Below are 17,952 nucleotides of genomic sequence, written 5' to 3'. Positions count from 1 at the left end.
ACCCGGGCACTACCGTTGAGGGCGGCAATCCCGCTGGTCGGACGGCACCCGAGCCGGGCCGGAGCAGGGGGTCGGCCGGTCAGGGCGGACACGAGGAGGACTGTGGTGGGCGGAGCGGACGGCAGCGCGGCGGGTGGCGGCGCGCGGATGCCCCGGCTGCGCCTGGACGAGCTGCTGGAGGAGCTCCAGTGGCGGATCGACGCGGCGCGCGGGACGCAGAACCGGGTGCACAGCCTGCTGGAGGCGGTGCTCGCCGTGGGGCGGGAGCTGGACCTGGCGCAGGCGCTGCACCGGATCGTCGAGGCGGCCGCGGACCTGGTGGACGCCCGGTACGGCGCGCTGGGGGTGATCGGGCCGGACGGGCACTCGCTGTCGCAGTTCCTGACGGTCGGTCTGTCCGAGGAGGAGATGGCCGAGATCGGTCCGCCGCCGTCCGGCCGGGGCATCCTCGGTGAGCTGATCCGGGAGCCGCGGCCGCTGCGCTGCCCGGTGCTGTCCGACCATCCGGCCTCGGTCGGGTTCCCGGTGAACCATCCGCCGATGCACACCTTCCTGGGGGTGCCGGTGCGGGTGCACGGCGAGGTGTTCGGCAACCTCTACCTGACCGACAAGCGCGGCGGGCTGGACTTCGACGAGGACGACGAGGCGGTGATCTCCACCCTGGCGGTCGCGGCCGGCGTGGCGATCGACAACGCCCGGCTGTACGAGGAGGCGCAGCTGCGTCAGCGCTGGCTGCGGGCGAGCACCGAGATCACCCGCAGCCTGCTGTCGGGGGCGCCCCGGCTGGAGGTGGTCGAGCTGATCGCCCGGCGGGCCCGGGAGATATCGGGCGCCGAGCTGGCGGACGTGTCGGTGGCGCTGGCGGGGCCGGAGGAGCGGGCCGAGGAACTGGCCGTCGAGGTCGCGCTGGGGGGTGTGCCGTCCGCGCGCCTGGGGGTGACGGTGCCGGTGGACGGCACGCTGTCGGGTGCCGCGTACGCCTCGGGTTCGCCGGTCACCAGTGACGAGCTGGCCTGCGACGCCCGTTTCCCGGCCGGCCCGGCGGGGCGCTTCGACGGGCTGGGCGCGGCGGTGGCGGTGCCGCTGGGCACCGGCCCCGGGTACGGGCGCGGTGTGCTGCTGCTGGCGCGGGCGCAGGGGCAGCCGGCCTTCGGGCCGGAGGAGACCGGCCCGCTGCTGGGCTTCGCCGACCAGGCCGCGCTCGCCCTGGAGCTGGCCGAACGGCGGCGTGACGCCGAGCAGTTGAACCTGCTGGAGGACCGGGACCGGATCGCCCGGGACCTGCACGACCTGGCGATCCAGCGGCTGTTCGCGACCGGTATGACGCTGCAGAGCGCGGGCCGGCTGATCGAGAGCCCGGCGGCGGCGGACCGGGTGGCCCGGGCGGTGGCGGACCTGGACGAGACCATCAAGATCATCCGCTCGACCATCTTCGGCCTGCGCGCCCACAGCGAGCCCGACCGGGGCCTGCGGGCCCGGGCCACCCGGGTGGTCACCGAGGCACAGGGCCCGCTCGGCTTCGCGCCCCGGCTGAGCATGGAGGGCCTGCTGGACACCGACGTGCCGCCGGAGCTGGCCGAGCACGTGGTGGCCGTCCTCGCCGAGGCGCTCAGCAACGCCGTCCGGCACTCCCGGGCCTCCCGGGTCGAGGTGACGCTGCGCGCCGTCGCCGGACGGGTGGCGCTGACCGTCGCGGACGACGGCGTCGGCGTGCCCGAGGGCGGACGGCGCAGCGGGCTGCGCAACCTCGGCGAGCGGGCCGACCGGGTGGGCGGGTCGTTCACGGTCGGCCCGGGCGAGGACGGCGGCACCCGGCTGCTGTGGGAGGCCCCGATCGGGACCTGAGGGCCCGCCCGGCCCCCGGGCCCGCTCCCCCGCGTCCGGACGGGCGAACTCCGCCGCGCCGCGCCACCCGAACGGCCGGGCCCACCCCTCCTCGTGCCTAGCCTGCTCGCGTTTCCCCGAGCGTCGAGTGCGAGGACGGCCGATGGCCCACGAGTCACCAGTGACCGCCGACACCCAGCCGGCCGGTGCCGGTGTCCCGTCCGCCCCCGCGCCGAGCGGGACGACGGCGGTCCTGCGGATCGCGGCCGCCGTGGCCGGGGCGCTGCCCGCGATGGTGCTGCGGGTGGCCGGGGTCCACCCCTCGCCGGTGGCCGGCATGGCGGTGTTCGGCCTCGGCGTGCTGGCGGCGGCGCTGCTGCTGATGTGGGCGGCGGAGACCGCCCGGGCGGACATCTCCGGGCCGCTGGCGCTCGCCCTGCTGGCGTTCATCGCCGTCCTGCCCGAGTACGCCGTCGACCTCTGGTTCGCGTACACCGCGGGCAGCCGTCCCGAGTACGCCGCCTACGCGGCCGCCAACATGACCGGCGCCAACCGCCTGCTGGTCGGCGTGGGCTGGCCGCTGGTCGCGCTCGCCGCCTACCTGGCGGCCCGGCGGCGCGGCGCCGCGCCGGGGATCACGCTGCGCGAGCACCGCCGGATCGACACCGCCTTCCTCGGGGCCGCCGCCCTGGTCGCCTTCGTGATGCCGCTGACCCGCCGGATCTCCTGGCTGCTCGCGGTGGTGCTGATCGCCTGGTACGCCTACTACCTCTTCCGGATCAGCCGCTGCTCCGAGTCCGACGAGGAGGAACTCGTCGGTGTCCCGGCCCGGTTGGCCCTGTTGCCGCGAGGGCGGCGCCGGGCCGTGACGGTGCTGGTCTTCGCGGTGGCCGCCGTGGTCGTCTTCGCCTGCGCCGAGCCGTTCGCCACCTCGCTGGTCGATGCCGGGGCCTCGCTGGGCGTCGACCGGTTCCTGCTGGTGCAGTGGCTCGCCCCGCTGGCCTCCGAGGCCCCCGAGCTGATCGTGGCCGTGGTCTTCGCCTGGCGCCTGCGCGGCGACGACGGGCTGGGCGCGCTGCTGTCGAGCAAGGTCAACCAGTGGACGCTGCTCATCGGCTGCCTGCCGCTCGCCCATCTCGCGGGCGGCGGCGCCGCCTCCCTCCCGCTGGTCGAACGGCAGGTGGACGAGGTGCTGCTGACCGCCGCCCAGACCGTCCTGGCCGTCGTGCTGCTGCTCGACCTGCGCTTCCTGCCGTGGAAGGCGGCCCTGCTGTTCGGCCTGTTCGCCGTCCAGTTCGTCCTCCCGGGCGAATCGGCCCGGCTGGCGCTCAGCTGGGTCTACCTCGGCCTGTCCGTCCCGTTCCTGCTGCCCGGGCTGCGCCACCTGCCACCGACCGCGCGGGCGCTGCTGGGGCGGGTCGAGGGCGACCCGCACTGAGCCCGGCCCGCACCGGTCACCCGCCCACCCGGCGGGCAGGCAGGCGGGCAGACAGGCGCCGCGAGTTCGTCATGACGAGAATTTTAGGTCGAGTGACCTATATTTCTCTCCATGAGCACCGACCCCGCCTTCGCGGCACCCCTCCTCCCGACCTCGCCGCCCGACGACCGCCTCACCCACGACCCCGACGGCCCCGTCCTGCTGGTCGGCGGCTACGGCACCGTCGGCACCGAGCTCGCCGGACTCGCCGCCCCCGCCTTCCCGCTGCTGCTGGCCGGCCGCTCCGAGCAGCGCGGCGCCGCCCTCGCCGCACGGCTGGACGGCGCCACCGCCCGCCGCTGGGACCTCGCCGACCCCGCCCCGTTCTCCGCCGCCGTCCGGGCGGTGGTCGGCGTGGTCAACGACCCGGACGACCGGGTGCTGCGCGCCGCCGTCCTCGCGGGCGTGCCGTACGTGGACGTCACCCGCTGGACCGCCCGGCTCCAGCGCGCGGCGACCCTCACCGCGCTGCTCCGGCCCACCGCCCCCGTCCTGCACTCCTCGGCCTGGATGGGCGGGGTGACCCCGCTGGTCGCCGCCGCCCTGGCGGACCGGCTGGGCGGGGCCGAGCGGATCGAGACCGCGATCCGCTGGGACCTCGCGGACCGGGCGGGCGCCGACTCGGTGGAGTTCATGGACCGCCTCGGGCTCGACTACGAGGTGATCCGGGACGGCCGCCGCCGCCCCGTCGCCCCGCTCGGCCGCCCGGGCACCGTCCGGATCGGCGACGCCCCCACCCTGGTGGCCGGCATCGACACCCCCGAGCAGTTCACCCTCCCGCTCACCCTGGGCGTCGGCACCGCCGCGACCCGGATCGGCTTCAGCTCCCGCTCCTCCACTACCGCCCTGCTCGCCGCCCGGCGGGCCGGCTTCTTCCGCTGGGCCCGCGGCGACCGCTGGGAGCCGGCCCGCCGGGCCCTGCTGTACTCGCCCGGCGAGGGCGGCACCGCCCGGCTGCGCACCGACGTCGGCTTCGCCGGCCGCACCCTCACCGCCACGGTCGAGGACCCGGCCGGCCAGGCCCACCTCACCGCTGTCGGCGCCCTGCTCGGCCTGCGCCGGGTGCTCGGCGCGGACGGCGCCCCGCCGCCGTCCGCCGGGGTGGTGTTCCCGGAGCAGACCCCCCGCCCCGGGCGGGTGACGGCCGACCTGGCCGCCCTGGGCGTCACGGTCGCGGTGGCCGAGGGGCAGCGCGGCGCGGAGGCGGCGGCGTGAGCAACGCCCGGGGCCTGAGCGGCAAGGGGGCCCAGCGGCGGGAGCAGCTCCTGGACACGGCGGAGGAACTGCTGGTCACCACGGGCGGCGCCGGGCTGTCCATGCGGGCGGTGGCCGCGGCGGCGGGCGTCCGGCTCGGCCACCTCCAGCACTACTTCCCGACCCACGCCGAGCTGGTCTCCGCCGTCCTGGAGCGCGTCCTCGGCCGCTCCGCCGAACGGCTCGCGCCGCTGCTCGACCCGGGCGGCGACGAGGACGCCCTGCTGCGCGCGCTGCTCGCCGAGCAGCAGGACGTCCGCCTGGTCCGGCTCTTCGCCGAGCTGTGGGCCCTGGCCGCCCACGACACCTCGGTGGCGGCGGCCGTCCGGGCCTTCTACGACCGCTACCGGGACCTGGTCGCGTGCTACCTCGCCACCCGGCACCCGGACCTCGACGAGGGCCGACGGCGGTCCCGCGCGCAGGTGTTCATCATGCTGATCGAGGGCGCCTCGCTGTTCCGGTCCGGAATCGCGGGGGTCCCGGACGACGCCGCGGACGCCGAACTCCTCCGCACCGCCCGCTCCCTGCTCGGAGCGTGACGCTCCGTCAGGCATGGCGCAGCGGCGACCGGCGGCGCGCCGCCGGGTGGGCCCGTCCTGCCGACCGGGTGGGCCCGTCCTGCCGACAGGGCGGGCCCACCCGGTAGTGAAGCGGACCGGCGGGCCGCCGGGCAAGGGCCCGGCACGCACGGACGGGACCGGTTTCCCGGACCCCTCACGTCACTGACGTCACGTCAGAAACGCGGATCCGCACCGTCCTTACCCGAACGACCGGATCCACCGGGGGCGGCTCACAGTTCCGCCACGGCCCCTTGGAACAACAGCCCCAACATCCATTGTCGCCACGCATGTTCGAAGGTAGAGTCGCCGTTCGCCGAGCACGGATGAGCACTTTCTCTGCGCCATTTGGGGCGGGCATGTCAAATAATCGTGGTTCCCTCCAGGTCGCCCCCGACCTGCTCGACGTGTTCAGCGATATCGCACGTCGAAATCCCCGTCGTCCGGCGATAGTCCACAACGGACACGCCCTGAGCTACGGCCGGCTCCTGGAGTCGGCGAACGCCCTGGCCACCCGCCTGGGCCCGGATCCCGGCACGGTCGCCGTGCCGGCGGTCCACACGCCGGAAACGGTGGTCGCACTCCTCGGCGTGCTGACCGCCGGGGGCACCTATTGCCCCGTCGATCCGGCATTCCCGGCCGCCCGCCGACAGGCCATGGCGGCGGCCGCGCAGTGCCGCACCGCGTTGTCCGGAAGGTCCGGCGACATCCTCCGACTCGACGCCCGATTAGTGGAGTCGGGCGAACCGACGGAATTCTCCGGGGACCCCCCGGGAAGCCTTCCGCCACCCCCGGCCGGGACGGACCCGGAACAACCGGCCTACATTCTCTTCACGTCGGGTTCGACCGGGCAGCCGAAACCCGTCGTGACACCCCGCCGGGCGGTCTCGGCCACCGCCCGCGCACTGGGCGGGCTGTTCCGGCTCACCCCCGAGGACCGGGTGCTCCAGTTCGCCTCGCTCAACTGGGACACCTGCCTGGAGGAGATCCTCCCGGCCCTCACCACCGGCGCGGCCCTGGTCATGGACCGGGACGCGCACAGCGGATCCTTCCCCCGGTTCCTGCGGGCGGTCGAACGCGAGCGGGTCACCGTCCTGGACCTGCCGACCGCCTTCTGGCACGAACTCGTCCACCACCTCACCGACTCGGGCGGGCAACTGCCCTCCTGCCTGCGCCTGGTGGTGATCGGCGGGGAGGCGGCCGGGCCGGCCCGGCTGGCCGACTGGTCCCGGCTGCCGACCGGCGGGATCCGGCTGCTGAACACCTACGGCTGCACCGAGACCACCCAGATCACCCACGCCGTGGACCTCGCCGGTCCGCTCGCCCCCGGACGGACCTGGGACGGCACCGCACGCGCACCGATCGGACGCGCCCTGCCGCACGTCGTCGAACGCATCGACGAGCAGGGCGAGTTGCTGATCGGCGGACCGGCCCTCGCGCTCGGCTACCTCGGCCTGCCCGAGGCGACCGCGGCACGGTTCACCACCCTGGACGGCGGACGGTTCTTTCGCACCGGCGACCGGGTGAGCCGGGGGCCGGACCGGCTGCTCACCCACCAGGGCCGCCTGGACGGCGAGTTGAAGGTCCGCGGGATCCGGGTGGACCCGGCCGAGGTCGAGGCGCACCTCACCGGCCACCCCGATGTCACCGCAGCCGCCGTCACCGGCGCCACCGCGGCCGGGCGCACCACCCTGGTCGCCTACGTGGTGGCACGCCCGCACGCCCCCGGGCAGCTGGACCGCGACCTGCTGTCCTACCTGCGGGCCAGGGTCCCCGGCCACCTGGTGCCGGGCCGGATCACCCTCGTGCCCCGGCTGCTGCACACCCCGAGCGGAAAGATCGACCGGGCCGGCTGCCACCTGCGCTACGCGGCTCCCCCCGACAGGTCGAAGGAGACCTCCCTTGAGCACTGACCTCACCGGCACCGCCACCCCGCAGGACCTGGTCGCCGTCTTCCGGCGCGTCCTGGAACGCGAGGACGTCACCGCCGACTCCGACTTCTTCGACCTCGGCGGCGACTCGCTGGTCGCCACCCGGGTGCTGAGCGCCGTCGCCCGCGCCCACGGCGTGGAGCTGACCTTCGACGACTTCCTGCTCGCCCCCACCCCGGCCCGCCTCGCGCACCGCATCGCGGCCGCCGCATGAGCGAGGACCACAGACCGGAGGACCACAGAGCCGACGGCCGCAGACCCGGGGACCACAGACCGGACGGCCGCGGACCCGGGGGCCACGGCCGCACCGCCGTCGTGGTCGGCGCCGGACTGGCCGGGCTCACCGCCGCGACCGGGCTGGCGGCCCACGGGATCGGCGTCACCGTGCTGGAGGCCCGGGACCGGGTCGGCGGACGCACCCACGGCATCGAGGCCGCCCCCGGCACCTGGATCGACGCCGGCGCCGCGTACCTCGGCGACCGGCACACCGAACTCCTCGCCCTGCTCGCCGAGTCGGGCCTCAAGACCACCCCCACCACGATGCTCGGCGCCAGCCGCTTCGCACTGACCGGCGCCGACGGGGCCAGCCCGGACGGGACGGGACCGGACGGGACGGGACCGGACGGGCCCGGCACCCGGGCGGCCACCCGCGACGGCCGGTTCCCGCCGCTCGACGCCGTCGCCCTCGGCGACCTGTTCGAGCGGCTCGCCGAACTCACCGCCGCCGTCACGCCCCAGGCCCCCTGGCTCACCCCGGACGCCGAACGGCTGGACGCCCTGACCGCCGCCGAGTGGGCCGACCGCCACCTCTCCCACCCGGACGCCAGGCTCTTCTTCCCGCTCTTCGTCGGCGAGATGTGCGCCGCCGACCCGGCCGACATCTCCGTCCTGCACCTGGCCTTCTATCTGCGCTCCGGCGGCGGCCTGCGCTACCTCAACGCCTTCGCCGGCGGCGCCCAGCAGGACCGGGTCGACGGCGGCGCCCACCGGCTGTGCGAACGGCTCGCCGAGCGGCTGGGCACCCGGGTCCGGCTGGGCGAGCCGGTCCGGGCCGTCCACCAGGACGACCACGGGGTGAGCGTGCGCACCGACCGGGGCGAGCACCGGGCGGACCTCGCCGTGCTGGCACTGCCCCCGCTGCTCGCCGACGGCATCGCCTTCGAGCCGGGCCTGCCGGCGCCCCGGGCCGGGGAGCGCACCGCGCGCGGCAGCGCGATCAAGGTCCACCTGGTCTACCCGGCACCGCTCTGGCGCGAGCACGGCCTCTCCGGCTGGTCCGTCAACGCCCGGGGGCCGCTGCTCTCCACCGTGGACGACTCCCCCGCGGACGACTCGCCCGGGGGCGGGATCGGCGTCCTGACCGGCTTCGTCACCGGCGCCGAGGCGCACCGGTTCGGCGCCCTCGGTCCGGACCGGCAGCGCGCCGAGGTCCTCGCCCAGGCCGCGCGGCTGTTCCCGATGCTCCCCGAGCCGGCCGGCTTCCACGTCACCGACTGGCTCGCCGACCCGTACAGCCGGGGCTGCTACGCCGCCCTGCTGGGCCCCGGCGACTGGACGCGGCTCGGCCCGGGGCTGACCGCGCCGCACCGCCGGGTGCACTGGGCCGGCACCGAGACCAGCACCGAGTTCTTCGGGCTGATGGAGGGCGCGGTCCGCTCCGGCCACCGGGTGGTCGCCGAGATCCTCGGCCGCGCCTGACCCCGTCCGGCCCCGCCCGGCCCCGGCTGCCTTGTCTGCCCTGTCTGCCCCACCGTCTGCCCGCGCTCGCGGACACCCCACACCCCCCGAGCACCCCCTTCCCCTCCCCTGGCGCCGGTTTCACGAGAACCCGCGCCCGGCACCCCACGTCCGGAGACCGCCATGAGCGACCAGAGCCCCATCGCGCCCCTCGCCGTCCGGGAGCGGCTGATGACCGAACCCGGCCTCGGGGCGGGCAACTTCCTCGACCACGCGGTCGCGGCCAACCCGCACCGGTCCGTCCCGTTCGTCTTCACCCACCGCACCGACCACCGCGGCGAGGTCGTGCTGCGCGGCCACAGCCTGCTCGACCTGGCCGCCCTGCGCGACCGCTACGCCGCCTGGTACCACGCCAACGGGGTGCGCCCCGGCGAGCCGGTCGCCGTCGTGGTCGGCGAGGGCCTGGAACCGCTGCTGCACTTCCTCGCGCTCTCCGCGCTGGGCGCCGTCCCCGCGCTGGTCAACGACGCCATGCGGCACGACGTGATGGTCCGCTACCTGGACCACGTCGGGGTGGTCGGCGCGGTCGCCGACGACACCACCCGGCTGGCCGCCGCCTACCGCCGGGACCCGCAGAGCCGCCCCCGCTTCCTCGCCCTCGCCGCCGAGGTGCGGGCCTTCGACGCGGCCGGTGCCGAGCTGCCCGCCGGCTACCCGTACCGGCACGCCGCCGAGGACGTGGTGGCGCTGATCCACTCCTCCGGGACGACCGGCACCCCCAAGTCCACCATGCTGGCGCACCGCCGGTTCTGGGACGGCAAGCAGCCGCGCATGCTGCGTTTCCCCGCCGAGCCGTACGACCGGCTGATGTCGCTGATGCCGCACACCCACGCGGGCGGCCTCAGCTACTTCCTCACCGCCGTCCTGCTCGGCCTGCCGACCGTGGTGATGTCGGACTGGCGGCGCACCGTGGTCGAGCCGGTGATGGAGGCCTTCCGGCCGACCATGGTCGCCTCCTTCCCGCGCACCTTCGTCGAACTGGCCACCGGCGAACTCCCGGTGCGCGGGGCGGCGGCGGTGCACTCCTGGTTCAACACCGGCGACAGCGCGCACCACGGCCACATCCGCCGCCTGGTCACCCTCGGGGAGCGGCCCGCCGGGCTGATCAGCCCCTGGCTGCTGCCGGACCGCCAGGACGACCGACCCGCCCTGCCCGGTTCGCAGTTCATCGACGGCCTGGGCTCCTCGGAGATGGGCATGGCCCTGTTCGGGCAGGTCACCACCCCGGAGAGCACCCGGGACGACCGCTGCGTCGGCAGGCCGCTGGAGGTGGTCCGCAAGGCCGCCGTGCTGGACCACGACGGCACCGAACTCCCGGACGGCACGGTCGGGTTGCTGGCCGTCGACGCCCCCTCGCTGACCCCCGGCTACTGGAACGACGAACGGCTGACGGCGAGCTTCGAGCTGGCCGGCTACTGGCTCACCGGGGACGTCGCCCGCCGGGACGCCGACGGCCGCTTCCACCACCTCGACCGCACGGTGGACGTCATCGACACCGTCGACGGCCCGGTCTACAGCCTGCCGATCGAGGAGGTGCTGCTGGCCGACTGCCCGGACCTGGTCCGGGACTGCTCGGTGGTCGGCGTCCCCGCGGGCCCCGGCCGGGGCCAACGGCCCATCGCCGTCGTGCAGTTGCAGGCCGACGCGAGCGGCGCCGACGCCGCCGGGGTGCTGGCCGCGGCCAACGGGGCCCTGAGCGCGTTCGGGCTGACCGTCCTCGCCGCCGTCCGGATCGCCCGGACCCCGGAGGACTTCCCGCTCGGCCCGACCGGCAAGGTGCTCAAGCGCGAGCTGCGCACCCGCTACGCCACGCTCCTCACCGGCCAGTAGGCCGCCGCCGTGGAACAGCCCGTGGAACAGCCGGTCGACCGCCCCGTGATCCGCCAGCCGTACCAGTACACCCGGACGGCGCTGGTCGAACCCGACTGGCGCCGGCTGCCCGGCTGGCGGCAGGTCACCGAGGCGCAGTGGCGCGACCCCCAGTGGCAGCGCGCCCACTCCGTACAGACCGCCCGCCGGCTGCGCACCGTCGTCGGCGGCCTGCTCACCGACCACTTCTACGACGAACTCGCCGCCGACCAGGCCTACTTCGCCACCATGCCGATGCTGCTGCCGCCGCAGGTGCTGAACACCATGGCCGCCGACGCCCCGACCGACCCGGCGGCCTTCACCGAGGCCTTCCTGGCCGACCCGGTGCGCCGCTACATGCTGCCGGTGCGCGCCGACCGCCACCCGCGCTGGCCCAGCCACCCGCAGGCCGAGCGGGACTCGCTGCACGAGGCGGACATGTGGGCGGTCGAGGGCCTGACCCACCGCTACCCCACCAAAGTGCTGGCCGAGCTGACCTCCACCTGCCCGCAGTACTGCGGGCAGTGCACCCGGATGGACCTGGTCGGCACCTCCACCCCGCAGGTCGCCAAGACGCGGCTGCTGCTGCGCCCCGCCGACCGGCAGGAGCAGATGCTCGACTACCTCAAGCGCACCCCCTCGGTGCGGGACGTGGTGGTCTCCGGCGGCGACGTCGCCAACGTGCCCTGGCCGCGCCTGGAGTCCTTCCTGCTGCGGCTGCTGGAGCTCGGCTCGGTGCGCGACATCCGCCTCGCCAGCAAGGCCGTGGTGGGCCTGCCGCAGCACTGGCTGCAGCCCCGCGTCCTGGCGGGCGTGGCGCGGGTCGCCGGGATCGCCGCCCGGCGCGCCGTCAACCTCGCGGTGCACACCCACGCCAACCACGTCCGGTCGGTCACCCCGCTGGTCGCCGAGGCGGCCCGGGCCCTGCTGGACGCGGGGGTGCGGGACGTCCGCAACCAGGGCGTGCTGATGCGCGGCGTCAACGACACCCCGGAGGACCTGCTGGACCTCTGCTTCGCCCTCCAGGGCGAGGCGAACGTCCTGCCGTACTACTTCTACCTCTGCGACCTGGTGCCGGGCGCCGAGCACTGGCGGACCCCGCTGCACCGGGCGCAGCACCTCCAGGAGGCGATCATGGGCTACCTGCCCGGGTACGCCACCCCGCGCCTGGTCTGCGACGTCCCGCACGTCGGCAAGCGCTGGGTGCACCAGGCGGTGGAGTACGACCGCGAGCGCGGCATCTCGTACTGGACCAAGAACTACCGCACCGGCGTCGCCCCGGGCCCGGACGGACCGGAAGGACCCGAAGGCCCGCAGGACGCGCTCGACCGGCGCCACCCCTACTACGACCCGGTGGACACCCTCCCCGAGGCCGGCCGCCGCTGGTGGGCCGAGTCCCCCGACGCACCCCGAGGAGCCCGATGAGCACCCCCGACCCGGCCGGCGGACTGCGCCGGATGTGCTGGATCTTCCCCGACCGGGAGTCCTCCCGGATGGCCGGGATGTGGCACGGCTTCTTCTGGGACCTGTACGCCGAGAGCGCCGCCGGCCTCGGGCTGCGCTGGAGCCGGCACGCCCCGGACGCGGTCACGGTGGACGCCACCGGCCCCGGCCGCCCCCGGGTGTACGTGGACGACGAGCCGGTCACCCCCGAGGACACCCTGTTCATCACCGCGCTCTACTCGCTGCCGTACCAGTCGATGGACGTCTTCAACCAGTACGCGCTCTACGCGGTGCTCGAACAGGCCGGCTTCTACCTGCCGTTCCCGCCGCAGGTGTCGCTGATCGGCAACGACAAGCTGGCCACCCTGCTGTTCCTGGCCGGCTCCCCGGTGCCCACCATCCCGACCGTGCGGATCGGGACGGGACGCGACATCAGCAAGCACGTCTACGAGGTCGCGCTCGGCGGCATGACGTACCCGGCGATCGTCAAGCCGTCCGGCTGGTGCGGCGGCGGCGGGATCAACCTGGCCCGCGGCCCGGAGGACGTCCGCGGCCTGGCCAGTCTCGCCCAGGGCGGCGACACCACGCTGGTGATCCAGCCGTACCTGGGCGACGGCACCGTCGACTACCGGGTGTACGTGGTCGACGGCCGGCCGTACGCGGTGATGAAGCGCATCCCCGAGCCGGGCTCCCCGGTCGCCAACGCCAGCCGCGGCGGCGCCATGGAGTTCCCCCCGGTGCCGCCCGAACTCGCCGCCGCCACCGCCTGGTTCGCCGAGCGGCTGCCGATCCCGTTCTTCTGCCTCGACTTCCTCCACGACGGCGAGCGGTACTGGTTCTCCGAGCTGGAGCCGGACGGGGTGATCGCCCCGGACTTCGCCGACCCGGACCGCCTGCTCCAACGGGACGTCACCCGCGCCCGCTTCGCCGCCTACCGGGACGGCCACTCCAGGTGGCTCGCCGACGGCGCCCGCCCGCTCACCCTCGAAACACCGGCCCCCGCGCGGCCGGCCCCCGCACCGGCCCCCTCCCCCGTCTCCGCCGCCGCTCCCGACCACCGGACGGACCCCCGATGACCGCCTTCTCGCTGTCCCCCGAGGCCGCCGCGCCCCGGCTGCACGTGGCCCGACGCACCCTGGAACGGCTGCGCGGCGTCCCCGGACTGGCCGACCGCTACCCCGGCCACCTCGGCGCGGACACCCTCGACCGGCTCGCCGAACTCCCGCCGCTGGCCAAGGACGGCCTCAACTCCGCCCTCGCCCACCTGGAACCGGCCGCCGAGCAGTCCGCCACCTGGCTGTTCCAGAGCGGCGGCAGCACCGGCGCCCCCCAGGTCGGCTACGCCCCCACCGGCTTCTACATGGCCGGCGTGCACGCCCACTGGCAGCCGCTCGACCGGACGGACGTCTTCGTCAACGCCTGGGGCGCCGGGCGGATGTGGGGCGCGCACTTCCTGGCCGCCGCGCTCGCCGACCTGTCCGGCTGCCAAATCATCGCGCTCGGCTCGGTCCCGCAGGAGGAGTACGGCGACTGGCTGGCGTTCCTGGCCGCCCGCCGGGTGACGGCGATCGGCGGCACCCCCAGCGTGCTGCGGCTCTGGTTCGCGCACGCCCGGGCCGCCGGGCTCCGGCTCCCGGCGCTGCGCAAGGTGCTCTGGCTCGGCGAGGCCTGGCAGCCGCAACTGGAGCAGGACCTGGCCGCGGTGGCCCCGGGGGCGCGGCGCTGGGGCATGTTCGGCAGCACCGAGACCTGGGTGGTGGGCACCAACACCCCCGACTGCCCGGCGGACGTCTTCCACCCGCTGCCGCACCAGCTGGTGCACGCCGACGCCGACGGCCTGCTCGACTTCACCACCCTCGACCCCGAGATGCTCAACCCGGTCCTGCGCTACCGCACCGGCGACGCCGGCGGGTTGACCGTCTGCGAGTGCGGCCGGCCGGAGCCCGCGATGCGGGTCCGGGGGCGGCGCGACAGCGTCGTCCAGGTGCGCGGCCTCGGGCTGGACGTGGACGAGCTGATCGCCCGGGCCGAGCGCGAGCCCGGCGTGGCCCGGGCCCAGGTGGTGCTCACCGAGCGGGGCGGCCGGGCCACCGGCCTGGAGCTGCTGGTGCTCACCGGAACACCGGGCCCGGTCCCCGACGGGGCACCGGACGTCGAGAAGCTGCGCCAGGAGCTGTTCGCGGCCACCTTCACCCTCAGCACCGCCTTCCAGCACGACCCGGGCTCCTTCCGGGTCCGCCCGGTGGCCGAACTGGTCGGCAACAGCCGCACCGGGAAGACGCCGGCCCTGGTCCTCCGGGAGGAGTCGTGACGGCGGACACCGCCCCGGCCGACCGCCCGACGACGGGGGACGCGGCCCGCCCGGCACCGCTCGGCCGGGGCTTCTCCCTCTTCTGGGCCGGACAGACCGTCAGCCTGGTCGGCGACAAGGTCACCGTGTTCGTCGTGCCGACCCTGATGATCTTCGTGCTGCACGCCTCCGCCCTCCAGGTCGGCGTGGTGGCGATGGCCCAGTACCTCGGCATCCCGCTGCTCGGGCCGGTCGCCGGGGTGCTGGTCGACCGCTGGGACAAGCGCCGCACCATGCTCGTCTGCGACCTGGTCCGGCTGGTCGCGGTCGCGGCGATCCCGCTGGCGTACGCGCTGGACGCGCTCTCCACCCCGCTGCTGTTCGGCTGCGTGGCCGTGATCAGCGGAGCGACGATCTTCTTCAACGTCGGCTACCTGGTCGCCGTCCCCGCCGTGGTGCCCGAGGACGGCATGGTCCGCGCCTACTCCCGGCTGGAGGGCAGCGGATCCGTCGCCGAGGTCGCCGGACCGTCCGTCGCCGCCGCCCTCTACAGCGCGCTGGGCGTGGCCGCGCTGCTGGTCGACGCGGCCAGCTACCTGGTCTCGGCGGCCTGCTTCCGGTCGATGCGCCCCTGGGGCGAGCGGACGGTCGGACAGGGCTCGATCCGGGAGCGGCTGACCCGGGGCTTCCGGCTCAACTGGGCCGACCCGGTGCTGCGCCGGGTGGTGCTGGCCGCCGTCGTCCTCAACTCCGGCGGGCCGGTGTTCGTCACCGTGCTGCCCGTCCTGGCATACCGCGGCCTGGGCGTGCGGGTCGGCGTCTTCGGCGCGGCCATGTCGGTCGCGGCGGTCGGCGCGCTGGCCGGGGCCCTGGTCGCGCCCCGGCTCTCCCGACGGTTCGGCCTGGGCCGGACGATGGCCTGGTCGCTGCTGCTGCACTGCCTGGTCGGCCTGGGCGTGCTCGCCGCGCCCGCACTGCCCGCCGGACCGGTGATCGCGGTGACCATGGGCTGCTACGGCTTCTTCATGTCCTGCATCAACGTGTGCAGCGCCCCGACCCGGCAGTCCCGGATGTCCGAGCACGACCAGGGCGTGATGCACGCGGCCTTCCGGACCGTCACCTGGGGGGTGATCCCGCTCGCCGCGCTGGTCGGCGGCCTGGCCGTCTCGCTGCTCACCGGACCGCTCGGGATCCTGGACGCCGCCCGGGTGGTGATGGCCGGCGGCACCCTGCTCGCCGCCTGCTCCTTCCTGCCCGCCCTCGGCCTCCAGCCGCTGCTGGACGCGGCCACGCGCGAACGGGCCGGCGCGGCGGGGGCACCGGCCGCCGGGGCACCGACGGAGGGCGCCGCATGAACGACCGGCATCGCTCTGTTGACGAACACCGCGAGACCGACCGGCCCGGCGGGCTCGCCGACCCGGCCGGCCGGGTCCTGCTGATCACCGGCACCTCCTCCGGCATCGGCCTGGCCACCGCCGTCGCCGCGGCCCGGGCCGGGTACACCACGGTGGCGACGCTGCGCGAGCCCGCCCGGGCCGACGCGCTGCGGGCCGCCGCCGGGGCCGCCGGGGTCACCGTGGACGTCCGCCGGCTGGACGTCACCGACGCTGCCTCGGTCACCGACTGCCTGGCCGCCGTGCGGCGGACGTACGGGCGGCTCGACGCGGTCGTCAACAACGCGGGCGTGTCCAACTCCGACCCGACCCTGGAGATGTCCACCGACGCGGCGCTGCGCGCCAACCTGGACGTCAACTTCTTCGGCGTCGCCGCGGTCAGCCGGGCCGCGATGCCGCTGCTGCGCGCCTCGGGCGGCCGGCTGCTGACCGTGGGCAGCGTGCACGGCGTGATCGGCCAGCCGTTCAACGAGGCCTACTGCGCGGCCAAGTTCGCCGTCGAGGGGTTCATGGAGGCGCTCGCCCCGGTCGCCGAGGCCCACGGCGTCCGGGTGTCCGTGGTGGTGCCCGGCTTCGTCCCGGACACCCGGTTCGGGATCTTCCCGGACGTCGACCGGACCACCCTGGCCGCCGCCTCCGGCCCGTACGCGCCCACCTTCGCCGGCTACCTGGACTGGGTCGGCGGCCAGGGCTGGGAGTCGGTCGGCCGACCGGCCCGGGAGGTCGCCGAGGTCGTGGTCCGGACCCTGCGCGAGCCGCGACCGCCGTTCCGGGTGCCGGCCGGCGAGTGGGCCGCCCGGTACCTGGCCGCCAAGCTCGCCGACACCGACGGCTCCGCCGTCCAGACCCTCGCCCGGACCTGGCTCGGGCAGCCCCCATCCGCCTCCTGACCCCTCCTGCCCCCACCTGACCGACGGAGTCCCGCCATGCCCGCGAAGCCCCTGGCCGAGCTGATCCGGTTCGCCCGCGCCAACTCACCGTTCTACGCCGAGCTCTACCGCGGCCTGCCCGAGGCCGTCGACCGGCTCGACCTGCTGCCCGTGATCGACCAGGCCGCCTTCTGGGCCGCCAACACCTGGCCCGACAACCGGGTGCTGACCGGCCCGCTCACCGACGCCGGCGTCTACAAGACCGGTGGCACCACCGGCGTCCCCAAGTTCTCGCCGTGGACCCGCGCCGAGCACGCCGACTCGGTGACCGCCTTCGGCGCCGGGCTGGTCCGGGCCGGCCTGCGGCCCGGGCACCGGGTGGCCAACCTGTTCACGGCCGGCGAGCTCTACGGCGGCTTCCTCTACATCGAGAACGCCCTGCACCACGCGCCGGTGGACAACGTCCGCCTCGGCGTCGGCGGCGCCGCCCCGGACCCGTACATCGCCGACCTGATCAGCGGCTTCGGCGTGCACGTCCTGGCCGGCGAGCCGATGAAGCTCAGCGCCGTCGCCGAGTGCCTGATCGCGCGCGGGGAGCGCGCCGAGGGCGTGGAACTGCTGCTGTTCGGCGGCGACCTGCTCTTCGCCGACCTGCGGCCGCTGCTCTCCCGGGCCTTCCCCCGGGCGGCCGTCGCCTCGGTCGGCTACGCCTCCAACGACGCCGGGCTGGTGGGCGCGCCCGTCCCCGGGGACGACGTCCGGGTGCACGAGGCCTTCGCCGACCGCACGGTGGTGGAACTGCTCGACGAGGTCACCGGCGAGGCGGTCACCGTCCCGGGCACGCCCGGCCGCGTCGTGGTCACCAACCTGTTCCGCACCCTGATGCCGATCCTGCGCTACCCGACCGGCGACCGCGCCGAGTGGACGGACGACGGGTGCCGCCGCTTCCGCCTGCTCGGCCGCACCTCCGAGGGCGCCCGGGTCGCCACCGTCTCACTGCCCACCGAGGAGGTCCGGGCCGTCCTGGTCGCCGCCGACCCGGACCGGCACATCGCCGGGATGCAGCTGGTGCAGCGGCGCTGGGACGGCCGGGACGGGCTGATCCTGCGGCTCGGCCACATCGGGCCGCCGCCGCCCGCCGAGCTCGCCGGCCGACTGGTCGAGGCCGTGTACGCGGCCATGCCGCTCTACCCCTCGGAGGTCACCGTCGGCAACCTGCACCACCTCGCGGTGGAGTGGGTGCCGCGCGCCGAACTCGCCACCAACCCCCGGACCGGCAAGCTCCGCCAGGTCCTGGACGAGCGCGTGCCCGAGTAGCCGCCCCCGGC

General features: G+C 75.5%; 14 protein-coding genes. All 14 read left to right on the top strand.

Features of this window, described 5'->3' with window-relative positions; all coding sequences use genetic code 11:
- Positions 1-147 precede the first annotated feature (147 nt).
- Positions 148-1,845 (top strand): GAF domain-containing protein, encoded by a 1,698-nt coding sequence (locus ACFQ6N_RS12235; RefSeq protein ID WP_380648809.1) that lies wholly within the window; start codon positions 148-150, stop codon positions 1,843-1,845.
- A gap of 142 nt (positions 1,846-1,987) precedes the next feature.
- The gene (locus ACFQ6N_RS12230) at positions 1,988-3,262 is read left to right on the top strand and encodes a hypothetical protein (protein WP_380648732.1); all 1,275 of its coding nucleotides are present in this window, start codon (positions 1,988-1,990) and stop codon (positions 3,260-3,262) included.
- A gap of 111 nt (positions 3,263-3,373) precedes the next feature.
- Complete coding sequence (locus ACFQ6N_RS12225) at positions 3,374-4,516, top strand: saccharopine dehydrogenase (protein WP_380648731.1); 1,143 nt, start codon at positions 3,374-3,376, stop codon at positions 4,514-4,516.
- Complete coding sequence (locus tag ACFQ6N_RS12220) at positions 4,513-5,094, top strand: TetR/AcrR family transcriptional regulator (RefSeq protein ID WP_380648730.1); 582 nt, start codon at positions 4,513-4,515, stop codon at positions 5,092-5,094. The genes ACFQ6N_RS12225 and ACFQ6N_RS12220 overlap by 4 nt, the downstream gene beginning before the upstream one ends.
- Positions 5,095-5,402: 308 nt before the next feature.
- Positions 5,403-7,025, top strand: coding sequence for an AMP-binding protein (locus tag ACFQ6N_RS12215; RefSeq protein ID WP_380648729.1), 1,623 nt, complete (start codon positions 5,403-5,405; stop codon positions 7,023-7,025).
- On the top strand, positions 7,015-7,257 hold the full coding sequence (locus ACFQ6N_RS12210; protein ID WP_380648727.1) for a phosphopantetheine-binding protein: 243 nt from the start codon (positions 7,015-7,017) through the stop codon (positions 7,255-7,257). Before ACFQ6N_RS12215 ends, ACFQ6N_RS12210 begins: the two co-directional genes overlap by 11 nt.
- A complete protein-coding gene (locus ACFQ6N_RS12205) occupies positions 7,254-8,741 on the top strand; it encodes a flavin monoamine oxidase family protein (protein ID WP_380648725.1) in 1,488 nt (495 codons plus the stop codon). The genes ACFQ6N_RS12210 and ACFQ6N_RS12205 overlap by 4 nt, the downstream gene beginning before the upstream one ends.
- A 162-nt stretch (positions 8,742-8,903) precedes the next feature.
- Positions 8,904-10,610 carry a class I adenylate-forming enzyme family protein gene (locus ACFQ6N_RS12200; RefSeq protein ID WP_380648724.1) on the top strand — a complete coding sequence of 569 codons (1,707 nt, stop codon included), beginning with the start codon at positions 8,904-8,906 and terminating at the stop codon, positions 10,608-10,610.
- A gap of 9 nt (positions 10,611-10,619) precedes the next feature.
- Positions 10,620-12,053: a KamA family radical SAM protein gene (locus ACFQ6N_RS12195; protein WP_380648723.1), complete on the top strand. Its 1,434-nt coding sequence runs from the start codon at positions 10,620-10,622 to the stop codon at positions 12,051-12,053.
- Positions 12,050-13,147 carry a RimK family alpha-L-glutamate ligase gene (locus ACFQ6N_RS12190; protein ID WP_380648721.1) on the top strand — a complete coding sequence of 366 codons (1,098 nt, stop codon included), beginning with the start codon at positions 12,050-12,052 and terminating at the stop codon, positions 13,145-13,147. The genes ACFQ6N_RS12195 and ACFQ6N_RS12190 overlap by 4 nt, the downstream gene beginning before the upstream one ends.
- Entirely contained in the window at positions 13,144-14,382 is a 1,239-nt protein-coding gene (locus ACFQ6N_RS12185) for an AMP-binding protein (RefSeq protein WP_380648720.1), read from the top strand. The genes ACFQ6N_RS12190 and ACFQ6N_RS12185 overlap by 4 nt, the downstream gene beginning before the upstream one ends.
- Complete coding sequence (locus ACFQ6N_RS12180) at positions 14,379-15,716, top strand: MFS transporter (RefSeq protein ID WP_380648719.1); 1,338 nt, start codon at positions 14,379-14,381, stop codon at positions 15,714-15,716. The genes ACFQ6N_RS12185 and ACFQ6N_RS12180 overlap by 4 nt, the downstream gene beginning before the upstream one ends.
- Positions 15,713-16,645, top strand: a complete 933-nt coding sequence (locus ACFQ6N_RS12175; RefSeq protein WP_380648717.1) for an SDR family NAD(P)-dependent oxidoreductase — start codon at positions 15,713-15,715, stop codon at positions 16,643-16,645. Before ACFQ6N_RS12180 ends, ACFQ6N_RS12175 begins: the two co-directional genes overlap by 4 nt.
- Before the next feature lie 36 nt (positions 16,646-16,681).
- Positions 16,682-17,941 carry a phenylacetate--CoA ligase family protein gene (locus ACFQ6N_RS12170; protein WP_380648716.1) on the top strand — a complete coding sequence of 420 codons (1,260 nt, stop codon included), beginning with the start codon at positions 16,682-16,684 and terminating at the stop codon, positions 17,939-17,941.
- Positions 17,942-17,952: the final 11 nt, after the last annotated feature.

Origin of the sequence: Kitasatospora sp. NPDC056446, from assembly GCF_042796115.1 — a bacterium.
Taxonomy (GTDB): domain Bacteria; phylum Actinomycetota; class Actinomycetes; order Streptomycetales; family Streptomycetaceae; genus Kitasatospora.
This window is presented reverse-complemented; position numbering and strand designations above follow the sequence as displayed.